Here is a 26,999-nt window from a genome sequence, read left to right on the forward strand (position 1 = left end):
GTGGGGCATGGCCTCCCTCTTCCGCCGCGCGCTCACGGCCCTGGGCTTCCTGCCCACCCGCCAGGGACCTCTTGTCCACGGCCTGCCCATCTTCACGTTCGCCCCGCGGCGCGGCAGCCGGGAGGTGCTCGCCGCGTACCGGGAGAATGGCTGGCTGCGCGTCGTCGTCGACACCGTGGCGGACGCTGTGGCTACGCCCCGGTGGAAGGTCTACAAGCGCGTCGGCGGCGGGCTGGGCAAGTCCGGCGCGGACCCGCGCTGGCGCAGTCACCTCGCGGCCGAGCGTCGGAAGTCCCTGGCTGACGGGGTGCAGTCCGGCGCGCTGGTGGAGTTGCCCGCGCACGAACTGCTCAACATCCTGGAGGCGCCGCACCCCGAGCACCCCGGGCGCGAGCTGCTCAAGCTGATGCAGCTTCACCTGGACCTGGTGGGCGAGACCTTCCTCTGGCTTCGCCTGGGGATGGACGGGCGGCCGGTGGGCTGGGAAGTGGTGCCGCCCCACTGCGTCTACCAGACGCCTCAACCGGGCCGGCAGGAGTTCGTCCTCTCGTACAACCAGGCCCACGTGGCAGTTCCGGCCGCACACATCATCTGGCTCAAGCACCTGGATCCCGAGAACCCCCACGGTCGCGGCGCCGGCCGGGGGCTCGCAGTCGGGGACCAGTTGGACACGATGGAGGCCATCGACCGGAGCGCGAAGTCCGTCTTCGAGCGCGGCGGCGTGCCGCAGGCCATCGTCGGCTTGGACACCAAGAGCGGCGACGTCGACCAGGAGGAGAATGCGGAGGACCTGGAGAAGCGCTTCAACGAAGCGCACCGCGGCCCGGACAACGCCGGGAAAATCTGGTTCGCCCCCGCCGGAGTGACGCTCGCCCAGGTGAGCGTGAACTACCGCGAGTTGCAGGCGGAGGAGCTCGCGAAGGGCCAGCGTGCCTACGTCCGCCAGACGTACAACGTGCCGCCGGAGTTGGTGGGCGACCTCTCCAGTAGCAACCGCTCCACCTCTGAGGATGCCAAGTACCACCTGGCGGAGCACGCCGTGGTGCCGCGCCTGGAGTTCCTCCTGGCCTACTTCCAACTCCTCCTGGTGCCGCTCGTCGACCGGGACGCCATCCTTGACTACGAGGACCCGCGCCCCCAGCAGTGGGAGCGCGTCTTCCGCCTCATGACGACGCCCATCACTGAGGGCTTCTTCTGGAACGAGGTGCGCGTGATGGCCGGCTTCCAGCCGGACCCTGCGTTGGAGGGCGTCCGGGGCGCGCCACTCCCGGGCGCGGGCGGAGGGAACAACGTGGCGAGCGCGGGCGCGAACGCGACGCCGGACGCACCGCGCGACCGGCGGGGTGAGGAGGGGCGCGTGTAGCGGCGGCTGGCCGGCCCTTCTCTCCGGACATGCGCACTCTCTCCATCCGCAGGAAGCTGCTCGACGGCTCTGCCCCCACCGCCACGGGGATGCAGGCGCCGGTGTTCCAGATCACGTCCACGAAGCTCGACCGGCACAGGGACCGAATCCTCGGCGTCAAGGCCGAAGCCCCCGAGTTCAAGCGGCCGCTCCTGTGGGCGCATGCCTCCTGGGAGCCCGCTCTCGGCAAGGCGCGGTGCTACCAGGAGGGCGGCGTCTGGGTGATGGAGCCGCAGTGCGACGGCATCGGGCAGCGCTCCCAGGAGGTCGAGGCCAAAATCAAGGCGGACACGCTCGACGCGTGCTCCATCGGCTTCATCCCCGTGGAGGGGCACGACCCGGTCCCGAATACCGAGGGGGGCTTTGACTATCCGCTCGTGCACCTGGTGGAGGTCTCCATCGTCAACGTGGGGGCGAACGAGGATGCCGTCCGCCTCCGCTCCATGCCGGGCCAGGCTGGCGCCACCGACCCTCTGATGGTGGTGGCGCTCAACGCCGTGGCGACGACGCAGGCGACGCTGGCCGCGGCGGTCATGAAGATGGCCGCCGCCAAGGACGCCAGCGAGGAAGCGCCGAACGAGGAGCCGGCCCCTGCCGAAGGGGAGGGGGCCGAGGGCGAGCCGACCGACGACGAGGAGTCCGAGGCGATGACCCCGAAGGACTTCGTCGCGGCACTCGTCGCCCACGCCGAAGCCGGCCAGGCGCTGGCGGCTGCGTTCCTGGAGACGGAACCCGAGGACGAGGAACTCGTCGCCATGGCCGAGGGCCTGCGTGACGGGCTGCCCACGGACATCGAGGCCGCGAAGGGCTGGCTCGCGCGCGCCGCTGAGACCGAGGAGCCGGAGGCTGCCGAGCCCGAGGACAAGCAGGACGAGCCGCTCCCGGAGGAGGAGGCGAAGGCGATGCGCCAACTCGTGCGCAAGGCGTACGGCTTCAGCGTTGCGTACGTCCGCGACCTCTCGCCCCGTCAGCTTCGCGAGTTCGCCGCGTTCGCGAAGCCCGCCGCGTAGTGCCGGCCCTTCTCTACCCCAACCCCTTTCGCTGTTCCTGGAGTCCTGACGATGCGGACCACGAGCCCGACCCCGAAGCCCGCCACCACCCCGGCCACGCCTCCTCCCCTGCCCGAGCCGATGCAGCGCGCCGTCAACGCGGCCGTCGTCAAGGGCGTCGAGGAGGCGCTCGCGTCGCGCCCCAACCCCGCCCAGGGGCCCTTCACCAGCGGCGCGCGTGACCTGCAGATCGACCTCACGAAGGACGACCGGCGGGCGCGCCTCAACGCCGCGCTGGGTCTGAAGATGAAGCAGGCGTACCTCAAGCAGGCCCAGCACTTCGGACGCGGCAACGACGAGCAGTTCAAGGCGCTCGACGCCTTCCTCGTCCGCGTCAAGGCGTCCGGCCAGTTCGCCGGAGTCTTCGAATCGGGCGGGGCCTTCACGCGTGAGACGGTCACCTCCGAGCTCGTGGAACTGGCGCGGCCGAACTCCATCCTCCTGGCCGCCGGCATCCGGACCATCTCCGGCTACGGCGCGCGCCTGACGATGGGCACCATCAACGAGGGCGTGAAGGTGTACTGGGTGGCCGAGGGCGAGCCGGGCACCCCCTCCACCGTGAAGGACGGGACGCTCGTGCTCACCGCCCACAAGCTGATGGCGCTCGCGCGCATCTCCAACGACCTGCTGCGGCTGTCCGCCATCGACGCGGCGGCCATCATCGGCGCGGACATGGCCGCTGCCATCGGCCTGGAAATCGACACCACCGGCTTCAAGGGCAAGGGGCCGAAGCGTCCGAACGGCATCCGGAACCAGATGGACCAGGCCGCGCGCACCGCCTCGGCCGGGACCACGGCGACCAACAAGGTCGCCGACACCGACGGGGTCATGGGCGCGGTCGCCAAGGCCTGCATCCCCGGTGGGCTCAAGGCGAACAAGGGCTTCTACTACTCGTCGACCGACACGTTCCTGTCGCTACGGCAGGCCCGCGACAACGCGGGCTGGCTCTTCCCGGACCTGCGTGTTGGGGAGAGCCCGACGCTCAACGGCTTCCCCTACTTCTACTCGGAGACGCTCGCGGACGATGGGGTGCTGGGCTTCGGTCTGGCCAACCAACTCATCCTGGGCGAGGCCCTCCCGCTGGAGACGACCATGGGGGAGAACGGCACCGACTTCTCCGCGGACATGGTGACGATGCGCGGCATCACCGAGGTGGACTTCCTGCTGCGCTACAGCAAGGCGTTCGCCGAGAAGACTGGCGTCGCGTACTGAGCGGCCACGCGCCGCAGAAAGAGGACCGCAACCGATGATTCCCCAGAACGTTCACATCGGCGCCTACATCTCGTGCGCCAACCAGGGCCTCGCGCCCGCCGCCCAGGCCGCCGGCACCCGCAGCGGCAGCGCCATCGACGTGTCGGCCTTCCAGTCCGGCGTGCTGGTGGCCAACCTCGGCGCCACCAGCGGCACCCCCACCACGACGAGCGTCACCTACTCGCTGGAGTCGAGTGCCAACGGGACGGACGACTGGACCGCCGTGGTGGACCTGGACGGCAACGCCCTCCAGGTGGCGACCGCCGCCGGGAGCAGGGCGGTGGAGTTGGACTTCAACCTCCAGTTGCTGAAGGCCGACCACCCGTACCTCCGCGTCAAGGAGGTGGTGGCCTTCACCGGCGGCTCCACGCCCACCGTCGTCACCGGCGTCTCGCTGGTGCTCGGGGGCGGCCAGCGCCTGTCCGTCTAGCGCGGGCACGTCTCACCCCCTCCTCCACGTGCCCGCCGGGCCGGGGTGGCTGTCTGCCACCCCGGCCCTTTTTCATGGCCATGGCCCAGGAAGATCTCCTCACCGCCGACCTGCTCCCGGGGAACGTCCGCGACGCGGCGGACCCGGCCCGGCTGCCGCTGCTCATCACCGCCGCGTCCTTGGCTTTGGCGGGATACGTGGGCTACCCGCTGCACCGCCGCGCGGGCGTCGTGGAGTCCGTGGCCTCGCCAGGCGGGCGCTACTTCTGGCTGAGATCTGGAGGCGTGCGCGAGGTGACGCGCGTGCAGGTGTGCGGCGTGGAGGTGCCCACCAGCGGCTACGCGCTGGAGTCCGCCCTCATGGGACGTGTCCTCTCGCGCGGCGAGGCATGGCCTTTCACGGGGCGCTACTCGCGCGGAGTCTCCCCGACACCGCAGGTGGTGGAGGACACGGGTGAACTGCTCGTCACCTACGACGCGGGTTGGGTGACGCCCGGGCAGAAAGACCTGGACGCGGCCCTCGTGGTGGACCTGCCGGGGGACCTGCAGTTGGCGGCGCAGATGGTGGTGGGCGCCCTGGTGCACGGGGACGGTGCGGAGGAGGCCGTATCCGAGTCCATCGGCGGCACGTCCCTGACGCGAGCCACGGACGAGGACGGGCAGTTGCCTGCGGTGCCCGCTCGCGCGCGGCGCCTGGTGGCCCGCTACCGCCGCCCGCGCCAGGGGGGCGTGTGATGCTGCTGGGCCACCGACTCAAGCAGCGCTTCTGGCTCGCGCGCCTCCTGGGCGTCAACGACCGCGGGCAGGAGGACTTCTCCGTGCCCACCGTGCACTCCTGCCGATGCGAGGGCAGCGTGAAGCGACTCGTCACCACGGACGGAACCGACGCCACCTCCGAGGCCGTCCTCTACACCACGGTGGAGGTGGGGCCTGGGGACGCCCTCTGGCTGCCCGGCGCCACGCCGGGCGACCTCAACACGCGGCGCCGCCCGCTGCGCGTCAACCCGTGCCCCAACATCCGCGGGGAGACGGACCACTTCGAGGTGTACGTCTGATGGCCTCCGCGCTGACGGACGTGGAACTCCACGTCGCCCAGGTGCTGGACGCGGCCGCGCTGGGCGTCTCCCGGACGGCGACGCCCCCCAGCCTCTACATGGGCCCCATGCCCCTGTCTGCGCCGCCCCTCGCTGTGGCCGTGCGTGAGGTGCCGGGCGACGCGCCCGAGGACTACATGGGCACGGGGCGCAGTTACCTGCAGCGGGACGTCCAGGTGCTGGTGCGCGGACGGGACTACCTGGAGGCCCAGGCGCTGGCTCGCGAGTGCTGGCGCACGCTGCACCTGGTGGCCGTCTCCGGCTACGTCTCCTGCCGCGCGCAGGGCCTGCCGTCCTACCTGGGCGAGGGCGACAACCACCGGCATCGCTTCGTCTTCACCGTCACGCTCGCGTACGCGGCCTGACGGCGAGCGGTCGCCCCTTCTCTTCGGACATGCCCGTCCGCGTGAAGCTCGACCTTCAGCCGCTCCTCAAGTTGCGCCAGCAGCCTGAGCGCGTGCTGGGGCGGCTGGAGAAAGCCTGCTACGCGACCGTGCGCCACGCGCTGGACCTCTCGCTGTTCGACGTGCCCCGCGGCGACAGGACCCCGGACTACGACGAGAACGGGAACGTGAAGCCGTCGGAGCGCCCCCTGGCGGAGACCGGCTTCCTGGACGGGCCCGAGTACCACATGGACCGGCGCCTCTCCGTCACCTGGGTGGCGGGCTACGCGCACCACGCGGCCGGCGCCATCCACGAGGGCGTGCACTGGGACAGGGACATCGTCAACCCGGAGCCGCACTTCCTGAAGAAGGCCTTCCGCCGCTCCCGCTCCATCGGTCGCAAGGGTGTGAAGGCTGCCCTTGAGCAGGCGTTGAAAGAGATGTTCCCCCCGAAGTGAAAGGAATTGAGACATGGCCGGAGAACCCGAAGTCCTCTACGCGCAGCGCATCCACTTCACCGCCTTGGCCGCGACCACGCTCGTGAACCTGGAGGATGGCACGGTCGAGGCGCCGTCCACCGAACTCGACGGCATCAGCGAGTGCAGCGTCGCCACGGCCGTCGACAGCGTGGACACGAACTACTTCGGCAGCGACGGCTACAAGCGCAACGCCGCCACGCTCCGCGGGCTCACCCTCAACGTCAGCGGCCACCGCATCAAGGGCAACGCCGCGCAGGACCTGCTGGAGACGCACATGCAGTCCGGCCAGGTGGGCTACCTGCACGTCATCAAGGATGAGGACGCGACGGCGGGCCAGCGCGGGAAGCGGTACGCGGTGAAGGTCATGTCCTTCGACTCCGGCGGCCCGTCCTCCGACGTGGACAAGCTGACCGTCTCGCTCACCGGCCAGGGCGCCCCCGTCAACGTGTAGTCGCCCCTTCCTCATTCCACACCGCCCTCATTGGAGAAGGCAGACATGACCGACCCCACCGCCATCGACCCCGACGACAACGAGGACTTCGGGCCGCCCATGACCGTCCCCGGCTCGCTCAAGCACCGGCTGCTGGCGAAGAACCGCAAGGTGCTCAAGACGCTCGACATCGAGGGCGACAAGGTGCACCTGATCAAGCCCACCCAGGGCGACCGCGTGAAGGTGCTGGAGGCCGCCAAGGCGGCCGGGGAGATGGGCGAAGACGACAAGCCGACGACGCCGCGCAACGCCCTGCGCACGGTGGCCCGCCTCGCGGCCTGCCTGCTCTACGACCCCACGAACGGGACGCCCATCTACACCGTCGCGGACCTCGACGCGCTGGTCGAGGCCGTCTGGCTGGAGGACATCCAGGAGGACCTCCAGGCCGCGTTCGCCCCGAGCATGAAGGACGTCCGGGGAAAGTCCGCCGCGACCCCGAGCTGAGGCTCCTCTACGGGGTCGTGAAGCTCACAGGGCAGTCACCGGACGAGGTGCGGTCCTGGGACTACGAGGACCTGCTGGGGCTCCTCGCCTACTGCGAGCTGGAGAACGAGGAGCATGACGAGCGCCTTGCGCAGATTCGCGCGCAGACGGGCGCGCCCTCTCGCACGCACCAGCGTGCGCCAGCGGGCGGGCCCACCACCACCGTCTACCGCTTCAAGCCGCGGACTCCTCCGCCGAAGCGGTAGCCGGCAGCCTCCTGGAGTCCTGCCGTGGCATTGAAAGTCGGAGACCTCTACGTCGCCGTCACCGCCTCCATCGGCGAGGCGGTGACGTCGCTGGCCAAGCTCGCCAAGAAGGTGGAGGACACGGCGAAGAAGGTGAAGGAGGCGGCCGAGCCCATCGGCAATATCGGCGCGGTGGTGGCCGCCGGCATCGGCGGGGCCGTGGTGGTGGCCGCGCAGTCCAACCAGCGCCTGGCCGCGGAGGTGCAGCACATCCAGGAGGTGCTCTACACCTTTGCGGCGGAGGTGGGGGACCTCTTCCTTCCGCTCGCTCGACGCGTTGGTGACTTCCTGTCCAACCTCGTCGCGCACTTCCAGCGCATGGACCCGCGCGTGAAGCAGGCCGCAGCCAGCTTCGCGGCGTGGGCGGCGATGGGGGCCCTCGGCGTGGGCGTGGTGGGCAAGCTGGCCGCCAGCGTCGAGGGCCTGGCCAAGGGCTTCGGCATCGTCCTTCAGGGCGTGAAGGCCACGCTGCCTGTCATCGGCAAGCTGGGCCCGGTATTGAACGGCGTCGGCCCGGCAGCGACGAAGGCGTGGCAGGCGCTCCAGGCGATGAAGACGGTGGACGTGGGCGCGACCATGTCCAAGCTGTGGATGGCGCTCAAGGGAATGGCGCCCACGATGGAGGGCATGAAGGCGGGCCTCGGCGGGCTGGGCAAGGCCATGGTGGACTTCGCGAAGTCCACGCCCTCAATGCTCTCCAGCGTCGGGAAGATGCTGATGAGCTTCGGCGCCGCCGCCATCCCCATCCTCGCGGTGGCTGCTGCAATCACAGCCATCGTCCTCCTGGCCGGCGTCCTCTACAAGAACTGGGGCGACATCAAGCTCATTGCCAGCGAAGCATGGGGGGCGATGAGCGAATCCATATCTGAGATGATGGGCGGACTGGGAGAGCTCGCAGACAACCTCGCTGGCTTCTTCGTCGAGGCCTTCGACGGCTTCGGGAACTTCGTCAAGAGCCTCGCGGAACGCGCCCTCAGTTTCGTGGCCTTCCTGGTGCGCGGCAGCGCGAAGCTCGTCAAGCCGCTCGTGCAGGCCGCGCGCATGAAGGAGACGGAGAAGGCACTCACCGTGCTGGAGGGGACCACAGGGGAGAGCCTCGCAGCGGGCATCGCCAAGGCGCTTGAGGGTGGCGCCACCTCGATGGCGGCGATGACGCAGCAGTTGAAGGCGGCGAAGGATGAACTGGGCAAGAGCGTGGTGGCCACCGTGCAGGACGCCGCGACGGCGGTGGGCAAGGGCGTCAGCGTCGCCAAGGATGTCGCAGGGGTCGGTCTCAGCGATGCGATGAAGGGCGTCAAGATGATGCTCGCGGACATCTCCAGCGCCACCGGCATGGACGAAATGAAGGGTCGGCTGGAGCAGCTCATGTCGTGGATGAACGGCAAGAGCGAAGCGCGCATCCGCCAACCGGGGGACCTGAATGGGGACCTCCGCCAGAAGAGCTACGACCAGCTTCAGGCGTACGAAAACGAGGCGGCGAAGCGCGAGGCGGATCGCGCTGCGGCGGCCGACGAGGAGAACGCGGCGACGTCGCTGGAGGCGCTGGCAAACGAGGCGGACCGGGCGGCGGAGGAATTGGAGGGGAACCGCGACGCATCGCTGGAGGCCCGCGAGGAGTATGCTGCCTCAGTGCATGCAGAGATGGAGGCCGCTCATGAGGCCAATCTCTCCATCTGGCAGGAGACCCAACGGTTTGCTGACGAGGCGAAGGCCGCGATGGATGCGGCCCGGGCCGACCTCATCAGCGGATTCCTGGGTCGGATGGGCGAACTTGGCGGACTCATCGACGCCGCGAAGCAGGGATTCAGCGCTGGCGGTTGGTGGGGGGCGCTGCTTGCGACCATTGGCGAACTCGTCATGGGGTCCGACCAGATGGCGGAGGCCATGGAGGTGCTCAACGGCGTCATCGGGATGCTGAAGGACCTGTTCGGCGCGGCGGCTACCGGGCTCGACACCATCATGGGCGGCGTCGGCTACCTCGTGTCCGTAATCGTTGAGGTCGTGCAGCCGTCGATGGAGGCGATGGGGGAGGCCATGGAAAGCATCGCGCCCATCATCGTCCTGGTGGGTATGGTGCTGAAGATGCTCGCCCCCGCCCTCGATGCCATCGGCAAGGCCACCGCGTGGCTGCTCGACAACGTCCTGAAGGGCCTGTTCCAGGTGCTGCGCTACGTGGCCATCGTCATCCTCTACGTCATCAAGGGCCTGGGCAGCGCGTGGAACGGCATCGTCTCCGCCATCCAGTGGGTGTTCCGCAAGCTGGGCGACATCAGCATCCTGGGCGCGCACCCGCTCGGCTTCCTCAAGGGCTGGGCCAACTCGATGGAGGGAGCGAAGGTGGACATCGAGTCGCTCGCGCGAAGCATCCAGGAACTCGAGGGCCTGACGTGGGACGCGGCCATGGCCAAGGCCCGGGAGACGGCGGAGGTGTTGAAGAACCGGGACGCGCTGGAGGACGTCAACGAGGCGCTCTCCAACGTGCCCGACCTCTGGAAGGTGGCCCTCCGTCGCTTCGAGGCGCAGGACGCGCAGGACGGGCCGAACACCACGCCCGGCACGCAGCCCGCGCCCACGTCGGGCGCGCCCTCGACTCCGGCGCCACCCACCCCCGAAGTGCTGCCTCCCATCAGCCGCGGAGGTGGGGGGCTGCTCGGCATGGGCGGCACGTTGCAGGAGTTGCTCGACCTCATCCTGGGCGGCTCCAACGCCACTGGAGCCGCCACCGCCTCGGCGATGCCGCCCGTCCAGTACAACATCACCGGCTTCGACCTCTCGGACGCGATGGCGCAGGCCCGTCAGGACTACGAGAACCGGCAGCGGAAGGCAGGCGTCCGTCTCTTCGGCACGAGCGCTGCCGTCGGTCCGCGCTACGCATAGCGCCCGGTCCGCCCCTTCTGGTGGGGCATGGCCTATCTCACCCTCAGCGGCATCGAGGTGCGGTGCTCGGCAGCGAAGGGGCTCGCCCAGAAGCCCACGCTGCGGGGCCCGCGCGTGCGGACCTTCAGTGGATGGGCCCAGAGCGGCACCCGGTCGCGCGAATTCGTCTGGTCCGGCGGCACCCCCCCGGTGCCGCTCGTGGAAGCGCAGGCGCTGCGCCGCCTCATTGACGGCGACGGGCATAGTTGGGACTTCGCCTCCGCGACGTCCAACGCCTTCACGTCCAGCAAGGGCGCGACGGCCAACCTCACCGGGGCGCCCCAGGCCGGCACGGCCTTCACCGGGCGCTGGGGGTTCGGTGCCATGCAGATGGCGCCGGGCGACCAGGCCGAGTGGTCGGTCGGAGCGCGCCTGGAAAGCACCGTGGGCTTCTGGTTTCGCGCCGACGGTAGCGGCTCCTGGACGCACGTCGTGGCGCGCTTCCAGCCGGACGTCCTCTACGTCAACGGCAGCGAACTGGGCATCGTGGATGACATGGAGGGCGAGACAGGGCTCTTCGTCTCGCTCACCGAGGGCGTGCTGGGCGTGAATGCTGTGGCCAACGTCACGGTCAGCGACCTCGTCTACCTGCCCTACACGGTGCCGGAGTCCTGGGTATCGCAGTGGGCGGCGGCGACTGCGCCCTTCGGCCCGCTGCCGTACCACGCAGCGGACGGGGAGGGCATCCCGGGCCCGTTCCGCGTGCTGGGCCAGGCGCTCGACGCGCAGGCCGTGGAGTACGACGAGGGGGGCGTAAGGGTGCAGGGCCAGTACATGGACTTCGAATTGTGGCAACAGCCGGAGGCTGCCTGATGCGTTCTCTCTCCAGTAGTTCCTCAGCGCTGGTCGCATGCCGCGCTGGCTTCGCGTCGCATGTTCGTGTCCTGGTGCAGCGCGACGCCACGTGGGTGGACCTCTCGACGTTGCTGGGTGGGGACTACCTGCTCGGCGCGTCCTGGTCAGACAGCATTGAGGCACCGGTCTCAACTGCCAGCGTGTCCGTCGTGCGGAACGGCCCCGGCGGGACGCGGCTGTCCCTGGCGCCGCTGGTGGTGGCGAGCTTCTTCAACACGAGCGAGGGGGCCTACGTGCCCCTCATCCGCGCGGGCGCGTACTTCCGCATTGAGACCGCAGCGGCTCCGCTCGGGACGCCTCGCGCGTCGGTGCCGGAGTTTTCGTGGACCGAGGCCTGGCGCGGTCGCATCGACGAGGTGGACCCGGGGCCGGAGGAGATGACCTTCAGCGGCCGGGACCTCGGCGGCGTGCTGCAGGACACGCACATCGAGACGGACCGGAACTATGGCAGCGCGGTCGGCGTCCCGGTGCAGTCCGTCATCCAGTCCATCCTCAACGACAATGGCATGGGCAGCTACGGGCTCTACACCCCGGTGAACCCAAGCAGCGTGCGCGGGCCGTACACCCAGAAGCAGGAGCCCATCCTGGACGCGCTCCGCTTCCTCGCTGAGCAGATTGGCTGGGATGTCCGCATGCGCTGGCGGACGGACGCGGGCGCCTTCGCACTCACCCTCTGGAGCCCGGACCGGCTGACGAGCACTCCCGTCGCCAGCTACGGGCCGGACTACTATCTGGACGCGTCGCCCGTGCGGCAGAGCCTGGAGCACGTCCGGAACGTCGTGCAGGTGGTGTACTCCGACAAGGCGGACGTGGACGCCACCGGCGCGCGGAAGCGCAAGACGGTGGAGGTCAGCAACTCCGCCAGCATCGCCCTCTACGGGCGCCGGTGGATGCGGGTGGCGGAGGCGGCGTCCTCGCTCATCGATACCGCGGCGGAGGCCTCGCGCCTGGCGAACGCGGCGCTCGCGGACCTCTCCGAGTCGGCGGTGAGCATGACGCTGACGCTCCCCGGGATTCACTGGTACTTGGAGGCGTCGGACCTCATCGAGGTCCAGCCCGACGGCGTGCGGTTCGACTCTGCGCAGACCCTGGCCATCCAGTCCGTCGACTTCGAGGCGGCGTCCAGCGGCGAGGCGCGCACGAAGCTTGAGCTCCGCGGGAGGCCGTCCACGAGCCTGGCCGTCTGGGCTTCAAAGGAGTCCCGTCCCGGCGTCGCGCCGAGCGTCCCCTTCACGGGGCCGTCTGCCCCGGCAGGGCTCGCGGTCACGAACACCGTCAACGGCTTCAGTCTCACATGGACGCCGGCGACCACCGGGCCCGCGTGGGACTCGTACGAGCTTCACATCAGCAGCTCTCCCGCTTTCACCCCCTCGCAGGCTACGTACCGCGAGAACAGCCGAACCACGAGCTTCAGCGTGTCGAACCTGGTGGCGGGCCGCTCCTACTACGCGCGCGTCATCCCCCGCGATGTGAAGGGCAACGCAGGTCCTGCCAGCGCGGAGGTGACGCTCGCGCCCAGGTACGTCGCGCCGTCGATGCTCCTGCCGACCGTTACCTACGCGGCGCTGCCGCTCAACGCGGACTTCGAGGCGCTGAGCGACCCGCTCCAGCCCCCGGATGGATGGGGCGTCTCCCCGGGCACCTGGAACGTGGATGCCTTTGATGAAGCCACCACCGTATTCAGCGGCGTTCGCGCGGTGCGCCTCGCGTCCACGCTGGTGGCCACGAAGCTGGGCAGCCAGCGCTTCGCCGTCCGCCCGGGTGACCTGCTCTTCCCCAGCGTGTTGGTGTGCAACGACCCGGTGCCGTTCAACTTCAACTACCAGTCCGTGCTGTGGCTGGCGTGGCTGAGTGACACCTTCAACCTCATCGACATCACCGAGGTGGACAGGCGGGCGCAGTCCACCGTTTGGCAGGAGATGGGGAGCGGCAACAGCGCCGTCGCTCCCTTTGGCGCGCGCTATTGCCAGCTCTACGTCGGGAAGGCGAATGCCCTCGCTTACACCCTCTACGTGGACTCGGCGAGGGTGGTGATTCAGTCTCGTCCTCAGGACTACCAGAGCGTGACGCTGACCTCCGGCTGGGTGGCCACGGGCTCACCGCGGAGCAACCCGGCGTACTACAAGGACAACGTCGGCGACGTCGTCCTCGCAGGCTCAATCAAGAGCGGCTCCCTCGGCAGTGCCGCCTTCACTCTGCCTGCTGGCTACCGCCCACCCTTCGAACTGCAACTGGCCGTGGTGAGCAACACCGGATTCGGAAGGCTTCGCATTGCCGCTGATGGGAGCGTCACCCCCATGACCGGCAGCACGACGGAGTTCAGCCTCGACGGCGTGAGGTTCCGCGCGGCGACGTGAGTGCGCTACTCAGCGAACCTGCTGACACGTCCGTTCGTGAACGTGACCGACTTTTCCTGAGCGCACCGGGCGCGTTCATACCGCGCGGTGGCAATGTCTATTCTTGCAGCGGCGGAAGGGCAGCCTCGACAATACATCCAGACGGATGTTTGGCCGTTCTGGCCTGTCTCGGCTTTCCGTCCGCACGGCTTCCCCCAGGAAGCTTGCACCCCCTCCTCGGGCATCCCGAGAATGATCTTGCGGCGGCGGACAGCGTCCCGCTCTTCGTCCGAAACATCGGCGCGCTGCAAGTACTGCTTGCGAAACGATGAGCAGCCGGCGGCACTCGCCAGCACCAGAGCAGCAACCAGCACACGAAGCATGTCACCCCCATCCGTGTTGGACAGGACCTCCGTAGCATGGAGCCGTGTGCGTCGGCACCTGACAGGCGTTCAGCTTTCCGCTACCCCAAAGGGGGTAGGGGCCGGCTGCACCCAGCGCAGTCCACGCGCCACAACTTGCGGTGTCGTCCGTTTAGCCGCGTTTCCTCCAGCCGGACGGAGCCCTCACGCGGGGCTACCTGGGCGCCGCACCGGCAGCGCCCGGCGCGGAGGTTGGGGCGCCGGCCCTGCTCGGCGCTCGCGCACTCCAGGTGTCGCGTGCCGGTGGCGGCGGAGTACTCCACGTACTCGCCCTTGAGGATGCGCCCGCCGCACCCGGCCGCGGTGCAGATGCCCGCCTTCTTCGCGACGATGGTGGGCACGGCTACGCTCCCATGAGCGACGGAAGCCGGGACTCCACGCGCAGGAGTTCCAGGCCGAGCTGCGCCGTCGGACCCGCGGGGCGCCGACGCACGTCGCGGGGGGCGGCTTCGCGGTGGCGCCGCAGTTTCCCTGCCGTGTCATTGGGCAGCGCGGGCCCGTGTCCCAGGGCGTCGAGTTCCTTGCGGAGCCGCGCCAGTCCCCGGACATGCAGGTCATGCACCTGGGCCACCGGCAGGCGCAGCTCCTGCGCGAGCGTCCGCTCCGTGGCCGGTAGGCCATCACCCCGACTGAAGCCGGCCAGCGCCTGCACCACCTCGCGCTGCAGGCGGGGCAGCCGGTACAGCGCGGCGAGGGCGGCATCGCGCTCAGCCACGTGCGCCTGCTGCGCGGTCGTCGTGTCCACCAGCCCCAGGCGCGCCTCTGCGTTCGCTGCTGAATCTCGGCCGTCCTCACCTTCGAGCAGGTGGTTCAGCGAGACGGTGGAGATGGAGCCCTCCCCCAGCGACAGGATGGAGGCCTCGTCCAGTCCCTGGGCGCGGAGCGCGGTGGACACCGCCACGCCCGTGGACCGCGCCGCGCGCTTCGCCCGCGCCACCTTCCGGCGCGCATGTCGCGTCACGTGGACGGCGCTGCGCTCCGCCGCGGCAGCCCGCTCCATCGCCTGCCGAGCCAGGCGGAGCACGTAGGCCGGGTACAGGCATCGCCCCGGGGCGCGGCCGGGCGTGAATCGGCGCCACGCCTTGTGCGTCGCCAACTGGCCCTCCTGCTCCAGGTCCTGCGCGCTCACCTTCCAGGCGCGCGCGATGCTGCCGGCCGCCCGTGCGATGTGCGGCTGGATCAGTTGCACGAGGCGACCTTCCGCGCGGCGCTGCTCCGGGCATCCGTCCGGGAGTTCACGCAGGAGATGCAGCAGCGCCTCCATCTCGTCGTCCGGGGTGGGGGCCGGCGGCAACCGTGCCGTGCCGGGCCGGGCAGCATGAGAGGTCGTGGCGCTAGGACGGGCACAGGCGGGCATCAGGAACTCCTGCCCGTGCGCACGCGCGCAGGGGCGCTATACTGGCGTCCCCAGCGGTGCTTCCCCGGCGCTCCTGGCCTGTGCGGGCTCGACCGTCTTCCCCGGTCGGGCCCGTCGTCTTTCTGCCTACCGCCCTGCTCACCCGCACCCGCCGCCCGACCCGGCATCAACAGCATCCGCACAGGGCGTCGTCCAGCGACTGCCCATGTTTGGACAGAAGGGGCGGCCACGCTCCGGCACCCCCGACGTCCGTCGGTTGGATAGGTATATATCTATTGACTGCGCGTAGATATATACCTATACCCGCCATCGCCGGCAGCGGCGTGCCGCCGCGTCATACCCCAGGGGGACGAGGGTGCCAGACGATGTGAAGAAATCGGATTCGGGCCTGCGGCAGAGGGCGCACCGGGGCAGCGTGGTGTTCAAGCAGTTGCTCCCGCACACCGCACGCTCGCGAAGCGCCCAGGTATTCCTGGTGAAGCGCCTCAAGGAACACCCGGAAGAGGGGGCAGAGGCCTCCGAGGCGGGGGTCGCGAGGATGGGGCTCGAGGAGGCTGCTCTCGCGCGCGGATGGGTCCCTCCAGACGACACCTGATGGCTGTGGCCGAGCCCCTGCTCGCTCGGTTGGGACCATGATCTACGCTCAAAGCTGGAAAGGCCGGGCCGAATGAATACGCGACACGAGCAGCCGTTGATGGAGCAGCACCAGGGCGGGGTAGGGCCGTACCGGTTCGGCCGGCGGCTGCGGGTGGGCGAAGGGCTGGGGCGCGTCTACGAGGCGCGTAACGAGGAGACGGGCAACCCGGCCTACGTGGTGACGCCCACGGGGGCAAGGGTGGACCTAGCGCCGGATGTGGCGCTCCAGTACCTCGTGACGACCTCCGTCCGCCCGGCCTTCATCGCCTGCGAGCTCGTCTCCGTCCCTTCTGGTGCCGACGCCTCCGCGGTGGAGGCGGAGATGTTGGACACGAGCGAGGACGTGATGGACATGCTGATGGCGGCGGGAGCGACAAAACAGCGGCTGGTCCACCTGCTGACGGGCCGCGCCCCGGTGCCGCGCCGAGCGCCGCCCTCCCCGGTGTCGGCGCCGCGCGCGATCCGCCCGGCCCGTGCCCTTCGCCTCGTGACGGCCCTGTCCCTGGCGGCTGCCGGCGTCCTTCTCGCCGTCCAGGTGAGCGCTCCGACGCCGGAGCCCGAGCCTTTCGACGAGATGGCGCTACCGGAGTTGCCGCGCGAGCAGGCCGTGTTCACCGCCGGCTTCGCGTCTGGCGCAGGGAACCGGCTCCCGGAGCGCTACCGCGTGCCGGACGCGCCGTTCAAGGGCCAGAAGGAGGCGCCCTGCTCCGGGCAGGAAGTCGCCATCAACGGTGGATGCTGGCTGAAGCTCGACGCTCAGGTGCCCTGCCCGAAGCAGGCCGGGGAGTGGAAGGGCGGATGCTACATCCCCGTGAGCGGCTCGAAGCCGGACAACGTGAGCGGCCCCGGCGGCCTGTACTGATCGACGTTCGCCGCGTCTCCCAGCACGTGCTGGCCCGCGAGCACCGCCAGGGCCTGAGCCTCCGCCGCCCGGTGTTCCTCACGGGCAACTGCGAGCCGCGTCCGGGCCCCGTGACTCCCGTCCAGCCCGCGCATCGCCGCCTGCAGCTCCGCCTCCGCTTCGCCCAAGCGCTGAGCCAGCACCACCCGCTCCGTTGTCGTCATGCCGGGCGCGGAGAGCAGGAGGCGTGCCGGGTTACAGCGGCGCCGCCCAGTCCTCCGGCGGCGGCCCGCGCACGTCCGTCTGGGCCTCGCGGCTGGCCTCCCGGAGCGCGTCGTCCACCAGGTGGGCCACGCGCTCCACGTTCGCCGGGAGGACGCCGCCAGCCTCCAGGGCCTGCGCGTGCAGGCTCGCCGCGGCGGCTGTGAGGTGCAGCTTCACGACGGGCATCCTGGACACGGGCATGGCCACCTCCTCGGCGGAAGGTGGCCATGCGCACGCGGTGCCGCAACGGCAAGCCGGACCGCGCCAAGCGCTTCAGTGGGCCAGGGACGCGGCCAACTCGGCGTAGCGCTCGCCCAGCCAGACGACACCGGCAGGTGTCACGCGCGTCTGGGAGAAGTCCTTCTCCACGCTGCCGGCCGCTGTGTGCAGGGTGACGAGGTTGGGCGGGAAGGCGAACAGCCCCCGCGCGACGTACTCGGCGTAGGGCTCCAGCTTCTTGTCGCGCCGCCGGAAGAGGATGCCGTCCTCCACCAGCCGCGCGTTGAGCGTCAGCGGTGGGATGCACAGGCGCTTCGCGGCGTCGCGCAGCGAGAGCAGCGAGTCCGCCTTCGCGTACCGGTCGACGAAGTCCACCGCGGGCTGCTGGGCGAGTAGTTGCGCCTGCTGGGACTCCACCTTCTCGGCCAGGTCCGCCGCGAGGCGCAGCGCCTCCGGGAGTGACTTCGGCACCGCGAAGGCAGGGGCGGGCGGCTGGGGCGCATTGCCCGTGGCCACCGCGATGAACGTCTGGATGACGGCGACGTGGAAGGGCGGGGACACCCAGGCCGCGTAGGCGATGACGAGTTCGTGGCAGGCGAACGTCCCGCCGTTGCGACCGGTCACGACCTCCACCGGCGAACTCCTCACTTCTGAGGAGTTTCCCAGCTCGGCCGCCAGCGCCCTCGTCGAGCCCAGGCGAAGGAAGTTGGACGGCTGGTGTCGTGCCTCGCCGCCCGCCGCGAGGTGCAGGTCATTGAGGCTGAACCTGCCGTGGGCGTCCTGCGTGATGACGACTCCGGCGACCTGGATGCTGCTGGGCTGACAGGACATGGACTTCCTCCGGTGGCGCACATGCGGGCGACCACCGCCGGGCGCCGCGGGGGTGGTGCGTGAAAGGGGTGGGAAAGGGGCTACCGGCCGTCGTGCGCGAGCAGCAGCCAGCGCAGGTGCCGGACGGTGCCGCGCACGTTGCCGTAGAGCAGGTTGAGGTGCTCAAGGACGAACACCTCGTCGTCCGGCGGCGTGACCAGGAGGCGCTCCTCGATGGCCTGCCGGAGGTAGACGACGAAGTCGAGCTGCTCCTGGTACGCGTCCACGAGCGCGTCGCGGCCGTTGCCCGCCTGGAGCGGAACGCCGTAGCGCTCGCGGCCCTGGGCGTCCCGGGCCTTCGCGTCCGCGCGCACCAGCGCCACCACGCGCTGCTCAGCCCAGGGTCTGTCGGCCGAGATGGGTGGGAGCCGAGCCTCGTCGAGGTCCAGGTCCTGCACCACGAGGTCCCAGACGGCGGGCTTGTCGTTGGCCACCGGCGGCGGCTGGGGCTTCAGCAGGTCGTCAGCCATGGACGGCACCGCCTTCCGACTTCCACGTCTCAAGGGCCGGGCGACGAAGGGCGGCGAGCAGGATGGCGTGGTCGCGCACTTCCGCCCAGAGGGTGCCGGTGGGCCACTCGTACTTGACCGTCCCCTTGCAGCCCGGGACGCGCAGCCACACCGTGCCCGTGCCGGAGGTGACGACCGTGCTCGCAACCTCCGCGCTTGGCAGCGTCTGACGCACCTCCGCGAGTACCGCTTCCCGGGCGAGCCGCCGCTCGGTGCGCTCACGCGCCTCAGCCTCCCGGCACGCCTCCGAGCACCAGACGTCTTGCCCGCGCGTCACCGGGGGCGCCCACTCCATCTCGTGGCTGGCCTCCTCATCGGCGTTGTCCGCGCAGCGCCAGCAGCCTTCCTCTTCCACGCGGTGGGCGCAGTGGCTGCATTCGAGCCACCAGTTGATGGCGAGCAGCGCCTGGGCGGGCACCGGCCCTGGGGCATGCGCGTCCAGGCGGGGCTCGCGCCGGGCCTCCGTGTCGCGCGCGTCCAGCCCCTCCTTCCGAGCGCCACGCACCCGCGCACGTGCCTCGGAGCGCTCGAACACCACCTCGTGGTGATCGTCGTCCAGTTTCACCACCCACGCCACAAGGTCAGCCACGGGGCACCTCATCCCCGGGCAGCGGCAGGTCGCGGATGGCGAGCGCCTCCAACTCCAGCTTCAGCGCCATCTGGTGGCTGAGGGAGTACGTCTCCGGCGTAGCACGCCCCGTCGTCGCGCTCTCCTCGCTGGCCGAAGACTCCAGCCTCAGCGCCGCCCGCTCGCGCATGTCCTCCGCACCGAGGCGCGCGGCGTCCTGCACGGCCTTCACCATCGCCGACCCGGCCAGGTCCTGCAGGTGGGCCACGCCCTGCCACACGTCGACGAGGTTGTTGTGGACGAGGGCGATGAGTTCCTTGACGGGCTCCGGCAGGTCGTGCCGGTCCAGCATGTCCGACAGCGCCGCTTTGCACGCCTGAGCCATCAGCACGACGTCCTGGTAACTGAGGGCGTCCGGAGGCTTGCGCATGCCGATGGAGCCCTGGACGCGCGAGGCCATCCGTCGCGTGAGGAGCTTCACCGCCTCTCGCCCCTCGTCGCCGTCGGGCACGGGCAACTCCTGGAAGACGGCGCGGAGGACGGCCACGGCCGCGCCCTGCTCCGGCGTGGTGACGCGGAGCGCGCTCCACACGCGCACCACGGCGCGGCGCACGGACTCCGGCACGCTCGGGCCGCCGCACGCGTCGCACCGCGCGCGGCACCACTCGCACTGGCCCTCGCCCGCGCAGGTGCAGCGTCCGGAGGGGTGCAGCATCGCGTCCACCTCGGAGGCCATGAGGCGCCCCATGGGCGTCAGTTCGTGGCCCAACTTCGCGAGGCTGGAGTCGATGCGCTGGGGCAGGGTGGGGCGGCCCTCCTGCGCGCGGCGGAGCACCCGGGACACGTCCGCCGGCACCCAGCCCGCGGGCTTGATGACCTTCCCGTCGGCGCGCCTCACCGGGCGCCCGTCCGGCCCCAGCTTGCGCATGTTCGCCGGGTGGATCTCCTCGCTCACCGCGGCGAGCAGCGGCAGCCCGAACTGCACCGCGCGGCCCGCCACCACCACCTGGCAGTCCCCGAGCTCGTGGAGCATGGCGGCGAGGTCCGGCCCCGGGCTGTCGGGGTCCACCTCCACCACGAGGTCCGCCATCCTCAGCACGGCCGAGCCCACGCGCACGCGCAGTCCCGAGGCGCCCAAGAACTCCAGCGACTCCTCCAGGATGAGGCCGCCGCCGAGAACGCGCTCCTCCAAGGTGCCAACGTCCGGCACGTGGCGCACCGGCAGACCCATGGACTCGTGGAACTCCGTCACCCGGGCCACGTACGGGTCGGCCTCCGGCGGGCGCTCCAGCAGCGGCGGCACCGTCGGGCGCACGTCGAGCGCGGACAGCATCCGGTTTGCGGCCGGTTTGCAGTTGCCCTGCACGGTGGAGGGCTCGCCACAAACCGGCACGTCGCCGTGGAGCACCCAGCGCACCGCCTCGCGCAGCGCACCGGGGTGGACGGACGCGCCGTTGGCGTGGGCCCGGTAGCGCGACACGACGGCAGCATTCGAGGCCGCGCGCTCAACGGCAGCATGCCAGCGCCGGGCCGCCAACATGTAAGCCGCGCTTTCAGGTTCGGCAGTCGGAGTTGAACCATCCGAAACGGCCGGAGAGTTCGCCGCTTCCTCGCCGCGACCGCACACGCCGGAGCATCCCTCGTCGTCCGGGTTGATGGACTCAGCTTCGCAGCGCTGGCACGCGAGCGAACAGAACCGCTGTCCGGCGGGCGCCGCATGGTCGCCGTGCTCGCACGTGTTCTCCCACTCCTCCGGCGTCGTCTCGGCGGGCAGGGCGGAGAGGGCGTTGCGCAGGTCCTCCAACGCCACGTCGCGCTCAGCCATGGCCTCGGCTTCCTCGCCAGCCAAACTGGTCAGGTAGTCGTCGTGGGCCTCCAGCACCCTCTTCACCTGCGCGCGGAGGGCGTCGCGCTCGGACTCGGCGCGCTCCTTCTCCCTCTTCGCATCGTTGTGGAGCGTCACCCACGCTTTCGCGTCGGCGCTGTGCAGCGCCACTGCCTCGTCCCGATCGGCCGTGAGCGTGGCCACCTGGGCCCGGAGCGTGGGCACCTGGGCGGCGAGGGAGGCCACGTGCTCCGCCAGCGCGCGCACACTGTCCAGGCTCCACGTGGAGTCCTTGCCACGGAAGCGCTCCCCGATGGCCGGGACCTCCGCTTCGGGGAACGCGTCCAGCAGCCGCTCCTTGAGCACGCCCAGCGTCGAGTCCACCTGGCCCTCCAGCGCGTCCACCCGCCCATGGAGGGCGGACAGTTCGCGCATGCGCTTCTGCGCGGCTTCGAGGCACCCCCAGGCGTCCGGCGTCACCTCCGGGTCCAGCACCTTGGCGATCTCCGCCACCTGCTGGTGCGTCTGCGTCCGCTGCTCCTCCGCCAGAGTCGCGCGGTTGGTGAGCGTCCGCACTTGCTCCTCCAGCCCCGGCACCTGGGCGCCCATCAGGGCGGCGGCCTTGAGGCGGGCGAGGGCTTCGCGGTCGAGGTCCTGCAACTCCTCCACGTAGCCGCTGTTGTTGATGGTGCCTTCCAGCCCGGCCACATCGGTCTCAACATCGTCGGTCGTGTACTTCGTGTTGTCCGTGCACGTCGTCATCTGGCACCTCTGCCGTCGAGGAGCGCGCCGTCGTGACGACGCGCGGGAAGAGGGCGGGCGGCCCGCGCTGCGCCGCCCGCTGGATACGTCAGGAGAGGGGAGGGGCTACTGGGCCGGCGGCGGGACGGGGACGCCCAGCTCGCCGCGGATGACCGTCTTCGTGACGGTGGCCGCTTCGAGGTCCGCCAGGTTGCCGCTGAAGATGTTGTGCGAGAGGACGACGTAGCTGGCGTCCTTGCCCGGCTCCAGCGTGCCCAGGTTGCTGAGGCGCCGCGCCTCGGCGCTGCCGCGGGTGAAGGCCGTCACCGCCTGCTCGACGGTGAGCCGCTCCTCCGGCCGGGCCTGGGTGACGAGGCGGTGAATCTGCTTCAGCGGGGCCTCGGGCGCGCCGAACGTGTCACCTCCGAGGGCCAGGGGGATGCCTGCCTCCAAGAGCGAGCGGAAGCGCTGGGAGTCGTTCAACTCGCGCGAGTCGTACCGCGTGGTCATGAGGGGCAGCAGGTCCAGGTGCGGGGCGTTCTGGACGATGTAGATGCCGAGTGCGGCAATCAACTGGCGCGTCACCTCGTCCGTCATGTCGGCGTGCTCCACCGTGAGGCACGGGACGCGGCCCGTCTCCAGCCACAGCGCGGTGGCCACCTCCGCCACCACGCGCGTCGCCTCGCGGCCGAAGGCGTGCACCATGAGGCACTGCTCCGGGTTGGCCATCACGCTGCGCATCCTGGCCTCCAGTTGCTGGCGGCTGATGTCGGCGCGGCCACTCCAGCCCGGGCCCGCAGACGGGCAGAGGGTGGGGTCGAGGTAGGGGTAGTCGGAGTTGCCGCCACACGCGGAGACGGCGCCGTCCAGGAACACCTTCACCCAGCGGACGCGACCCGGCGTGCTGGGCGCGGGGCAGGTTGCGGTGCCGGACAGCGGGAGGCATGCGATGTCCTGCTCCACCGGGTGCACCAGGCCGTCACCGATGCTGATGGTTTCCTCCGGCGTGCCGTCGAAGGGGATGTCCAGGGCGTAGACGATGCCCTGGGCCAGGGCCTTGTTTCGCCACACCCGGTACTCGTCGCGCTTGTCGGCCAGCGCCTTGAAGCTGGAGAGGTAGCGGAAGAAAGGGACCTGCTGCAGTTCCTGCACGAAGCCGTCTGGCGAGCCGTCATCGAGCCGACCCAGGTAGCCGCCGTAGACGTCCTGTGCGTCGGGCGTCGTGGGCGTGCAGACCGCGGCGAAGGCGGCGTCGTTGGCCACCATGCCATGCCCCTCGCCCGCGTCGAAACCGATGACGGGGTTGAGCGGGGCCGCCATCGTCAGCGCGGCGCGCACGTTCTGGCCATGGCTCGCGGCGTTGAACGAGGGCCCGAGGAGCAGCACCATCGGCGCGCCCGCCGGGTAGTAGTACGTGGCGCAGAAGGTCACCGCGTCCAGCGCCTCGGAGTAGGTGGGGTTGATGTTGAGTTGCCCGGGTGCGCTGTAGATGGGGCAGAGTTGCTGCTCCAGGGCCGCCGGGGTGCGCTCGTGCTCGTGCGGGTCAACGAAGCCGGGCGTCACGGTGGCGCCGGCCAGGTTCACCACCTGCGTGCTGTCGCACGCGAACGACAGCGCCCGCAGGTTGCTGCCCACGGCGATGACCTTGCCGTCCTTCTCCGCGAGAGCCTGGGCGTACCGCTTGGCCGGGTCCTTCGAGGCGGTGAAGACGAGGCCGTTGATGCTCACCTTGTCGGCGCACGGAGTGGACGGGACGGGGATGCGCTCGGCGAGCGCGGGGGAGGACGCGAGGCACACGAGTGCCAGCGCGGTGAGACGCTGATGGAGAGACATACGACTCCTATGAGTGTGAGGGTGCTACGTGCTGCTGCGCTGGCGGGCGACCTCGAGTCGCCACTGCCGGGCCCACGCCCACGTCAGCTTTCTGCCGGGTGCTGCACTTCAGCCAGGGACAGCCGCTCCCCGGATGCTGCGTGTTCTACTCGTCGCCGGAGCCGTAGCCGTCGCCGGAGCCGGAGCCGTCGCCGGAGCCGGAGCCGTCGCCGGAGCCGGAGCCGTCGCCGGAGCCGTCGCCGGAGCCGTCGCCGGAGCCGTAGCCGTCGCCGTAGCCGGAGCCGTCGCCGTAGCCGTCGCCGTAGCCGTAGCCGTAGCCGTAGCCGGAGCCGTCGCCGGAGCCGCGCGTCCCGCTCACTGCGCCGACTCCCAGGCCTTCACGGCCTCCGCGGTGCAGTCGACGACGAGCGACACGCCCGGGACCTCGCAGCGGCCCGGCACCTTCGGGCCCACGCGGCTCCCGCTCTTCGGCCCGTTGACCGCGAGGCCCAACTCTCCGCAGGAGTCCTTGCCGTAGTAGAGCGCCTGGCGAGCGCCCTCCAGCACCGCGTGCCCGCCCTTGCGGTCATACTCGATGAGCGCGCCCTGGAGCACGCGGGCCCAGTTGCTGCCAGGGGTCCTGGAGATGACCACCACCTGCTTCGCCTTCGCTGCCTTCTTCGCCGTCGCCATGCTGCCTCCTGCTGCTGGGTGAGTGCTGCGGTGAAAGAGCCCGGGGCGGACAGGTGGGGGTGTGCCAGTCCGCCCCGAGCGGGCGCGCGACGTCCGCGCCTCGAAAGGCCCGGCCCCACAATGGGACCGGGTTGCAACCTCGCGCGCCAAGAGATCGGCCCGGGCCCGTATGCAGCAGTCCGGAACGCACGGTGTTGCGTAAACCGAGAACTCAGCCGTCGTGGAGTCCCCATCCGCAGATGAGCCCGTCTGCGCCGTGAATGAGCGGAGCGCCGCAGTAGCACGTGCCGTTGGCCGCGTTCTGCGCAGGCGATGGAGGCGAGAACTCGACGCGCCCCGACACCGCGACGGATGGCGCCGCCGGCACGGCCGGAGGAATCGGCGGAACGCGACCGCGCAGCACATCCAACTCGCGGAAATACTCGGCGCGGTTGGCACGGTGCCGGATGATGTCGGGCGATGGTTTGCGCGGACGGCAGTATGCCATTGTGGACCTCTCAGGTGTTTGGCGTTCGATTGAACGCTAGCGGTCGCGTCTGACTTTCAGGCCGCGACCAGCGCGCGCGTTCGTGCCCACCACAACTCGCACTCGACGGTGCTGCGCAGCAGCACCTCTTCCAGGTCCAGCGCCGCGAGCCGCGTCCGCGCCGCCGTGTACGTCGTCTGCTCCTCGCGCCACCGGCGGTCCGTCGCAGCGCTGCCGTCCGGCGCCAACTGCTCGATGGCGTCCTCGGCCGCGCGCATCACATCCGCCTCCGTCGCCTGCGCGCGCTCGATGCGCTCCAACTCGAAGCGCAGGTGCGGCACGTCTGCCTCCGGGCGGGAGTAGCCCGCGCGGTGGTGACTCTCCAGCACGGCGAGCACCTCGTGCAGGGGCTTCACGGTGCGCTCTCCAACCGGGTCGCCTTCGCGCGCTTCGACGTCGCCTCCCCGGAGAGGATGGCGGCGTCCTTCCGGAGGTTGGCGGCGGAGTCCGGGGAGCACCACGGGGCGTCGGCCTGTCGCAGTTTGCGACGAGCGCGGGCGTCGAGGTCCGCAGCCTCGGCCATCAAGACGCTGGGGTTGATGGAGAACATGGTTTGCTCGGTAGGCGGGGCCGGAACTGGCGCCCCGCCTCGAAAGGGGCCTAGGCCTTCGCGTCGGCTTCCCGCTTCGCCGCCGCCTTCATGTCGCGCGACATCCGCGCCACCTGCTCAAGCGCGAGGTCCAACGTGAAGTCGACCTGCTGCGCCATTCCCCCGGCGTCGACGGCTCCTCCACCGTCTTCAGAAGCCGCCGTGCCCGCTTCCCCGTCTCCATCAACTTCGCCTTCGTCGTTTCGTCCATAGAGCCACCCCCTGTGCTGCGTGTGCCCTGCGGTGCTGCACCTGCCGGCGTCCTCGCTGGCCACCCAGCTCGCGCCCGCCCTCCACCTCTCCCCGCCAGGGGCCCCGTCCGTCCGCCTCAACGAAAGGAACAGTATGTTAAGGCTCTTGTGTTTGCAAGGCGCAAACTGGAGTTTGCAAACATGGAGTTCGCAGACTACTTTGACCTCATCACCCGCTGCCTTGCAGGAGGCGATGTGCGACAGTCCGGAGCCATGACCCTGACCCCGAAGCCGCCAACCCGTAAGAGGAAGTCGCCCACGTATGCCTTCCGGCCCCCGGACGACCAGGACGCCTGGCTCTCCGCGAAGCTGGATGCGGGCTGGAGCCAGACGGCCATCCTCACGGAGGTGTTGGCGCTGCACCTGCGCCTGGACTCCGCCCTCGACAACCACGCCGATGCCATTGAGGCGTACCGCCAGCGCGAGGGGCTCATGCCGCGCTATGAGGGCGACACGGCGGGCCTCCACGAGGCGCTGGCCCGACTGATGGTGCGCGGGCTGGAAGCGGAGGGGCTCCTCAAGCCCGCGAAGAAGGGCGGCCGGGGATGAGCGCGTGCAAGCCAGAGGAGGTGGAGCAGGAGGCGAAGCGGATTGAGGAGACGCTGACGCTGCTTCCTGGGGCGTATTGTCAGCACCAGGCCCTTGCCCAACGGCGGCTCTATCGCCTCCGCGACGCCGCGCTGGAGGGCGCGAAGGTGCCGGGGCTGGTGGCAGACAACGCAGCGCTGCTGCATGCAGCGCGTCGGGTCGAGCCTCACCTGCCGCACTTGGACGCGGGCGTCATCCGGTACAGCGAGCACGCCCAGGCGTCCGGCGCACTGCGGGCGGCGCTGGCGGTCGAGCACCCCGGCGCGGCCCTGCTCGCTGAGCACGAGGCGCAGGTGTCCGCCCTCCAGGCCCAGGTGGACATGATGGTGGGCGCCATCGCCGCCGGGCTGGATTACACCCCGACCCCCTCCATGGCAGCGGAGCGCGTGCGCGGCATCATCGCGGACGGGGATGCGGCCATGCAGCGCGAGCCGGACCTGCTCGCGAAGGTGGCCACGCTCACGGCCGAGCGGGACGGCGCGCGCTCACGCGAGGCCGACCTGGAGCTGGCGCTGAACCACGTGGCTGGGGAGCTCGGATTCAACGCGCCCCAGGGCGTGCTCGGCACCGCGAAGGACATCGTGGACGCCACGAAGCGCATGGTCAGCGAGCGCGACGCGTTCGAGGCGGAGCGCGACGCCCTCCGCGCGCAGGTTCTCGCCGCCGAGGGCGCGGCCTACGACGCGGTGTTCACCATCTACGGTGACAGTCAGCGGGCCCAGCAGGTCGCCAACGCAGTCCACGCCGCCCTCTCCGCCCCGCCTGCCGAGACGAAGGAAACTCCGTGAGCGCGCCGCGCTCGCTGAAGTCGGCCCGGCACCGTTCCCGCCCGCGCAGCCTCGTGCGCGGGGATGCGCCGTGCTGCACTCAGGCGGA

The 26,999-nt window shown here is 70.4% G+C and carries 31 protein-coding genes; 17 read left to right on the forward strand and 14 right to left on the reverse strand.

Annotated elements, in window-relative coordinates; translation table 11 throughout:
- The first annotated feature begins 7 nt into the window (after window positions 1–7).
- The 14 genes from K8612_RS07520 to K8612_RS39500 all read left to right on the forward strand — a co-directional run bounded on the left by K8612_RS07520 (window position 8) and on the right by K8612_RS39500 (window position 13,433).
- Window positions 8–1,363 carry a phage portal protein gene (locus K8612_RS07520; protein WP_223761776.1) on the forward strand — a complete coding sequence of 452 codons (1,356 nt, stop codon included), beginning with the start codon at window positions 8–10 and terminating at the stop codon, window positions 1,361–1,363.
- Between the two features lie 29 nt (window positions 1,364–1,392).
- Window positions 1,393–2,412, forward strand: a complete 1,020-nt coding sequence (locus K8612_RS07525) for an HK97 family phage prohead protease (protein WP_223761777.1) — start codon at window positions 1,393–1,395, stop codon at window positions 2,410–2,412.
- A gap of 51 nt (window positions 2,413–2,463) precedes the next feature.
- The gene (locus K8612_RS07530) at window positions 2,464–3,663 is read left to right on the forward strand and encodes a phage major capsid protein (RefSeq protein ID WP_223761778.1); all 1,200 of its coding nucleotides are present in this window, start codon (window positions 2,464–2,466) and stop codon (window positions 3,661–3,663) included.
- A 34-nt stretch (window positions 3,664–3,697) separates the two neighbouring features.
- Window positions 3,698–4,132 carry a hypothetical protein gene (locus K8612_RS07535; protein WP_223761779.1) on the forward strand — a complete coding sequence of 145 codons (435 nt, stop codon included), beginning with the start codon at window positions 3,698–3,700 and terminating at the stop codon, window positions 4,130–4,132.
- An 80-nt stretch (window positions 4,133–4,212) separates the two neighbouring features.
- Window positions 4,213–4,866, forward strand: a complete 654-nt coding sequence (locus tag K8612_RS07540) for a hypothetical protein (RefSeq protein ID WP_223761780.1) — start codon at window positions 4,213–4,215, stop codon at window positions 4,864–4,866.
- Complete coding sequence (locus K8612_RS07545; protein ID WP_223761781.1) at window positions 4,866–5,186, forward strand: hypothetical protein; 321 nt, start codon at window positions 4,866–4,868, stop codon at window positions 5,184–5,186. The genes K8612_RS07540 and K8612_RS07545 overlap by 1 nt, the downstream gene beginning before the upstream one ends.
- Window positions 5,186–5,590, forward strand: a complete 405-nt coding sequence (locus K8612_RS07550) for a minor capsid protein (RefSeq protein WP_223761782.1) — start codon at window positions 5,186–5,188, stop codon at window positions 5,588–5,590. The genes K8612_RS07545 and K8612_RS07550 overlap by 1 nt, the downstream gene beginning before the upstream one ends.
- A gap of 41 nt (window positions 5,591–5,631) precedes the next feature.
- Window positions 5,632–6,066, forward strand: a complete 435-nt coding sequence (locus K8612_RS07555; RefSeq protein ID WP_223761783.1) for a hypothetical protein — start codon at window positions 5,632–5,634, stop codon at window positions 6,064–6,066.
- 13 nt (window positions 6,067–6,079) lie between these two features.
- A complete protein-coding gene (locus tag K8612_RS07560; RefSeq protein ID WP_223761784.1) occupies window positions 6,080–6,538 on the forward strand; it encodes a phage tail tube protein in 459 nt (152 codons plus the stop codon).
- Between the two features lie 45 nt (window positions 6,539–6,583).
- Window positions 6,584–7,021: a phage tail protein gene (locus K8612_RS07565; RefSeq protein WP_223761785.1), complete on the forward strand. Its 438-nt coding sequence runs from the start codon at window positions 6,584–6,586 to the stop codon at window positions 7,019–7,021.
- Between the two features lie 17 nt (window positions 7,022–7,038).
- Window positions 7,039–7,266 (forward strand): hypothetical protein, encoded by a 228-nt coding sequence (locus tag K8612_RS07570; RefSeq protein WP_223761786.1) that lies wholly within the window; start codon window positions 7,039–7,041, stop codon window positions 7,264–7,266.
- Window positions 7,267–7,290: 24 nt separating this feature from the next.
- The gene (locus K8612_RS07575) at window positions 7,291–10,182 is read left to right on the forward strand and encodes a hypothetical protein (protein ID WP_223761787.1); all 2,892 of its coding nucleotides are present in this window, start codon (window positions 7,291–7,293) and stop codon (window positions 10,180–10,182) included.
- A gap of 27 nt (window positions 10,183–10,209) precedes the next feature.
- The gene (locus K8612_RS07580) at window positions 10,210–11,034 is read left to right on the forward strand and encodes a hypothetical protein (RefSeq protein ID WP_223761788.1); all 825 of its coding nucleotides are present in this window, start codon (window positions 10,210–10,212) and stop codon (window positions 11,032–11,034) included.
- A gap of 182 nt (window positions 11,035–11,216) precedes the next feature.
- Window positions 11,217–13,433, forward strand: coding sequence for a fibronectin type III domain-containing protein (locus K8612_RS39500; RefSeq protein ID WP_223761789.1), 2,217 nt, complete (start codon window positions 11,217–11,219; stop codon window positions 13,431–13,433).
- A gap of 5 nt (window positions 13,434–13,438) precedes the next feature.
- On the opposite strand, the gene K8612_RS07590 is transcribed toward K8612_RS39500, so the two are convergent.
- The 3 genes from K8612_RS07590 to K8612_RS07600 all read right to left on the reverse strand — a co-directional run bounded on the left by K8612_RS07590 (window position 13,439) and on the right by K8612_RS07600 (window position 15,023).
- Window positions 13,439–13,795 (reverse strand): hypothetical protein, encoded by a 357-nt coding sequence (locus K8612_RS07590; protein ID WP_223761790.1) that lies wholly within the window; start codon window positions 13,793–13,795, stop codon window positions 13,439–13,441.
- Window positions 13,796–13,875: 80 nt separating this feature from the next.
- Window positions 13,876–14,175, reverse strand: a complete 300-nt coding sequence (locus K8612_RS07595; RefSeq protein ID WP_223761791.1) for a hypothetical protein — start codon at window positions 14,173–14,175, stop codon at window positions 13,876–13,878.
- 2 nt (window positions 14,176–14,177) lie between these two features.
- A complete protein-coding gene (locus K8612_RS07600; RefSeq protein ID WP_223761792.1) occupies window positions 14,178–15,023 on the reverse strand; it encodes a hypothetical protein in 846 nt (281 codons plus the stop codon).
- Window positions 15,024–15,858: 835 nt separating this feature from the next.
- On the opposite strand from K8612_RS07600, the gene K8612_RS07605 reads away from it, so the two are divergent.
- Window positions 15,859–16,689, forward strand: coding sequence for a hypothetical protein (locus K8612_RS07605; RefSeq protein WP_223761793.1), 831 nt, complete (start codon window positions 15,859–15,861; stop codon window positions 16,687–16,689).
- Here the strand turns inward: K8612_RS07605 and K8612_RS07610 are convergent.
- From K8612_RS07610 to K8612_RS07660, 11 genes are all read right to left on the reverse strand, one after another.
- Window positions 16,629–16,892, reverse strand: coding sequence for a hypothetical protein (locus tag K8612_RS07610; protein WP_223761794.1), 264 nt, complete (start codon window positions 16,890–16,892; stop codon window positions 16,629–16,631). The genes K8612_RS07605 and K8612_RS07610 overlap by 61 nt on opposite strands.
- A 31-nt stretch (window positions 16,893–16,923) precedes the next feature.
- A complete protein-coding gene (locus tag K8612_RS07615; RefSeq protein ID WP_223761795.1) occupies window positions 16,924–17,133 on the reverse strand; it encodes a hypothetical protein in 210 nt (69 codons plus the stop codon).
- Between the two features lie 72 nt (window positions 17,134–17,205).
- A complete protein-coding gene (locus K8612_RS07620; RefSeq protein WP_223761796.1) occupies window positions 17,206–17,982 on the reverse strand; it encodes a phage antirepressor KilAC domain-containing protein in 777 nt (258 codons plus the stop codon).
- An 80-nt stretch (window positions 17,983–18,062) separates the two neighbouring features.
- A complete protein-coding gene (locus K8612_RS07625) occupies window positions 18,063–18,491 on the reverse strand; it encodes a hypothetical protein (RefSeq protein WP_223761797.1) in 429 nt (142 codons plus the stop codon).
- On the reverse strand, window positions 18,484–19,119 hold the full coding sequence (locus tag K8612_RS07630; RefSeq protein ID WP_223761798.1) for a hypothetical protein: 636 nt from the start codon (window positions 19,117–19,119) through the stop codon (window positions 18,484–18,486). The genes K8612_RS07625 and K8612_RS07630 overlap by 8 nt, the downstream gene beginning before the upstream one ends.
- Window positions 19,112–21,685, reverse strand: a complete 2,574-nt coding sequence (locus K8612_RS07635) for a hypothetical protein (RefSeq protein WP_223761799.1) — start codon at window positions 21,683–21,685, stop codon at window positions 19,112–19,114. The genes K8612_RS07630 and K8612_RS07635 overlap by 8 nt, the downstream gene beginning before the upstream one ends.
- A 105-nt stretch (window positions 21,686–21,790) precedes the next feature.
- On the reverse strand, window positions 21,791–23,497 hold the full coding sequence (locus K8612_RS07640) for an amidohydrolase family protein (protein ID WP_223761800.1): 1,707 nt from the start codon (window positions 23,495–23,497) through the stop codon (window positions 21,791–21,793).
- A gap of 145 nt (window positions 23,498–23,642) precedes the next feature.
- Entirely contained in the window at window positions 23,643–23,855 is a 213-nt protein-coding gene (locus K8612_RS07645) for a hypothetical protein (protein WP_223761801.1), read from the reverse strand.
- Entirely contained in the window at window positions 23,852–24,169 is a 318-nt protein-coding gene (locus K8612_RS07650) for a hypothetical protein (RefSeq protein ID WP_223761802.1), read from the reverse strand. Before K8612_RS07650 ends, K8612_RS07645 begins: the two co-directional genes overlap by 4 nt.
- Window positions 24,170–24,712: 543 nt before the next feature.
- A complete protein-coding gene (locus K8612_RS07655) occupies window positions 24,713–25,051 on the reverse strand; it encodes a hypothetical protein (protein WP_223761803.1) in 339 nt (112 codons plus the stop codon).
- Window positions 25,048–25,245 (reverse strand): hypothetical protein, encoded by a 198-nt coding sequence (locus tag K8612_RS07660; RefSeq protein ID WP_223761804.1) that lies wholly within the window; start codon window positions 25,243–25,245, stop codon window positions 25,048–25,050. The genes K8612_RS07655 and K8612_RS07660 overlap by 4 nt, the downstream gene beginning before the upstream one ends.
- A gap of 503 nt (window positions 25,246–25,748) precedes the next feature.
- Here K8612_RS07660 and K8612_RS07665 point away from each other — a divergent pair.
- Window positions 25,749–26,084: a hypothetical protein gene (locus tag K8612_RS07665; protein ID WP_223761805.1), complete on the forward strand. Its 336-nt coding sequence runs from the start codon at window positions 25,749–25,751 to the stop codon at window positions 26,082–26,084.
- Window positions 26,081–26,911, forward strand: coding sequence for a hypothetical protein (locus K8612_RS07670; RefSeq protein ID WP_223761806.1), 831 nt, complete (start codon window positions 26,081–26,083; stop codon window positions 26,909–26,911). The genes K8612_RS07665 and K8612_RS07670 overlap by 4 nt, the downstream gene beginning before the upstream one ends.
- Window positions 26,912–26,999 lie beyond the last annotated feature (88 nt).

This window comes from Corallococcus sp. AS-1-6, from assembly GCF_020037015.1.
Classification (GTDB): Bacteria; Myxococcota; Myxococcia; order Myxococcales; family Myxococcaceae; genus Corallococcus.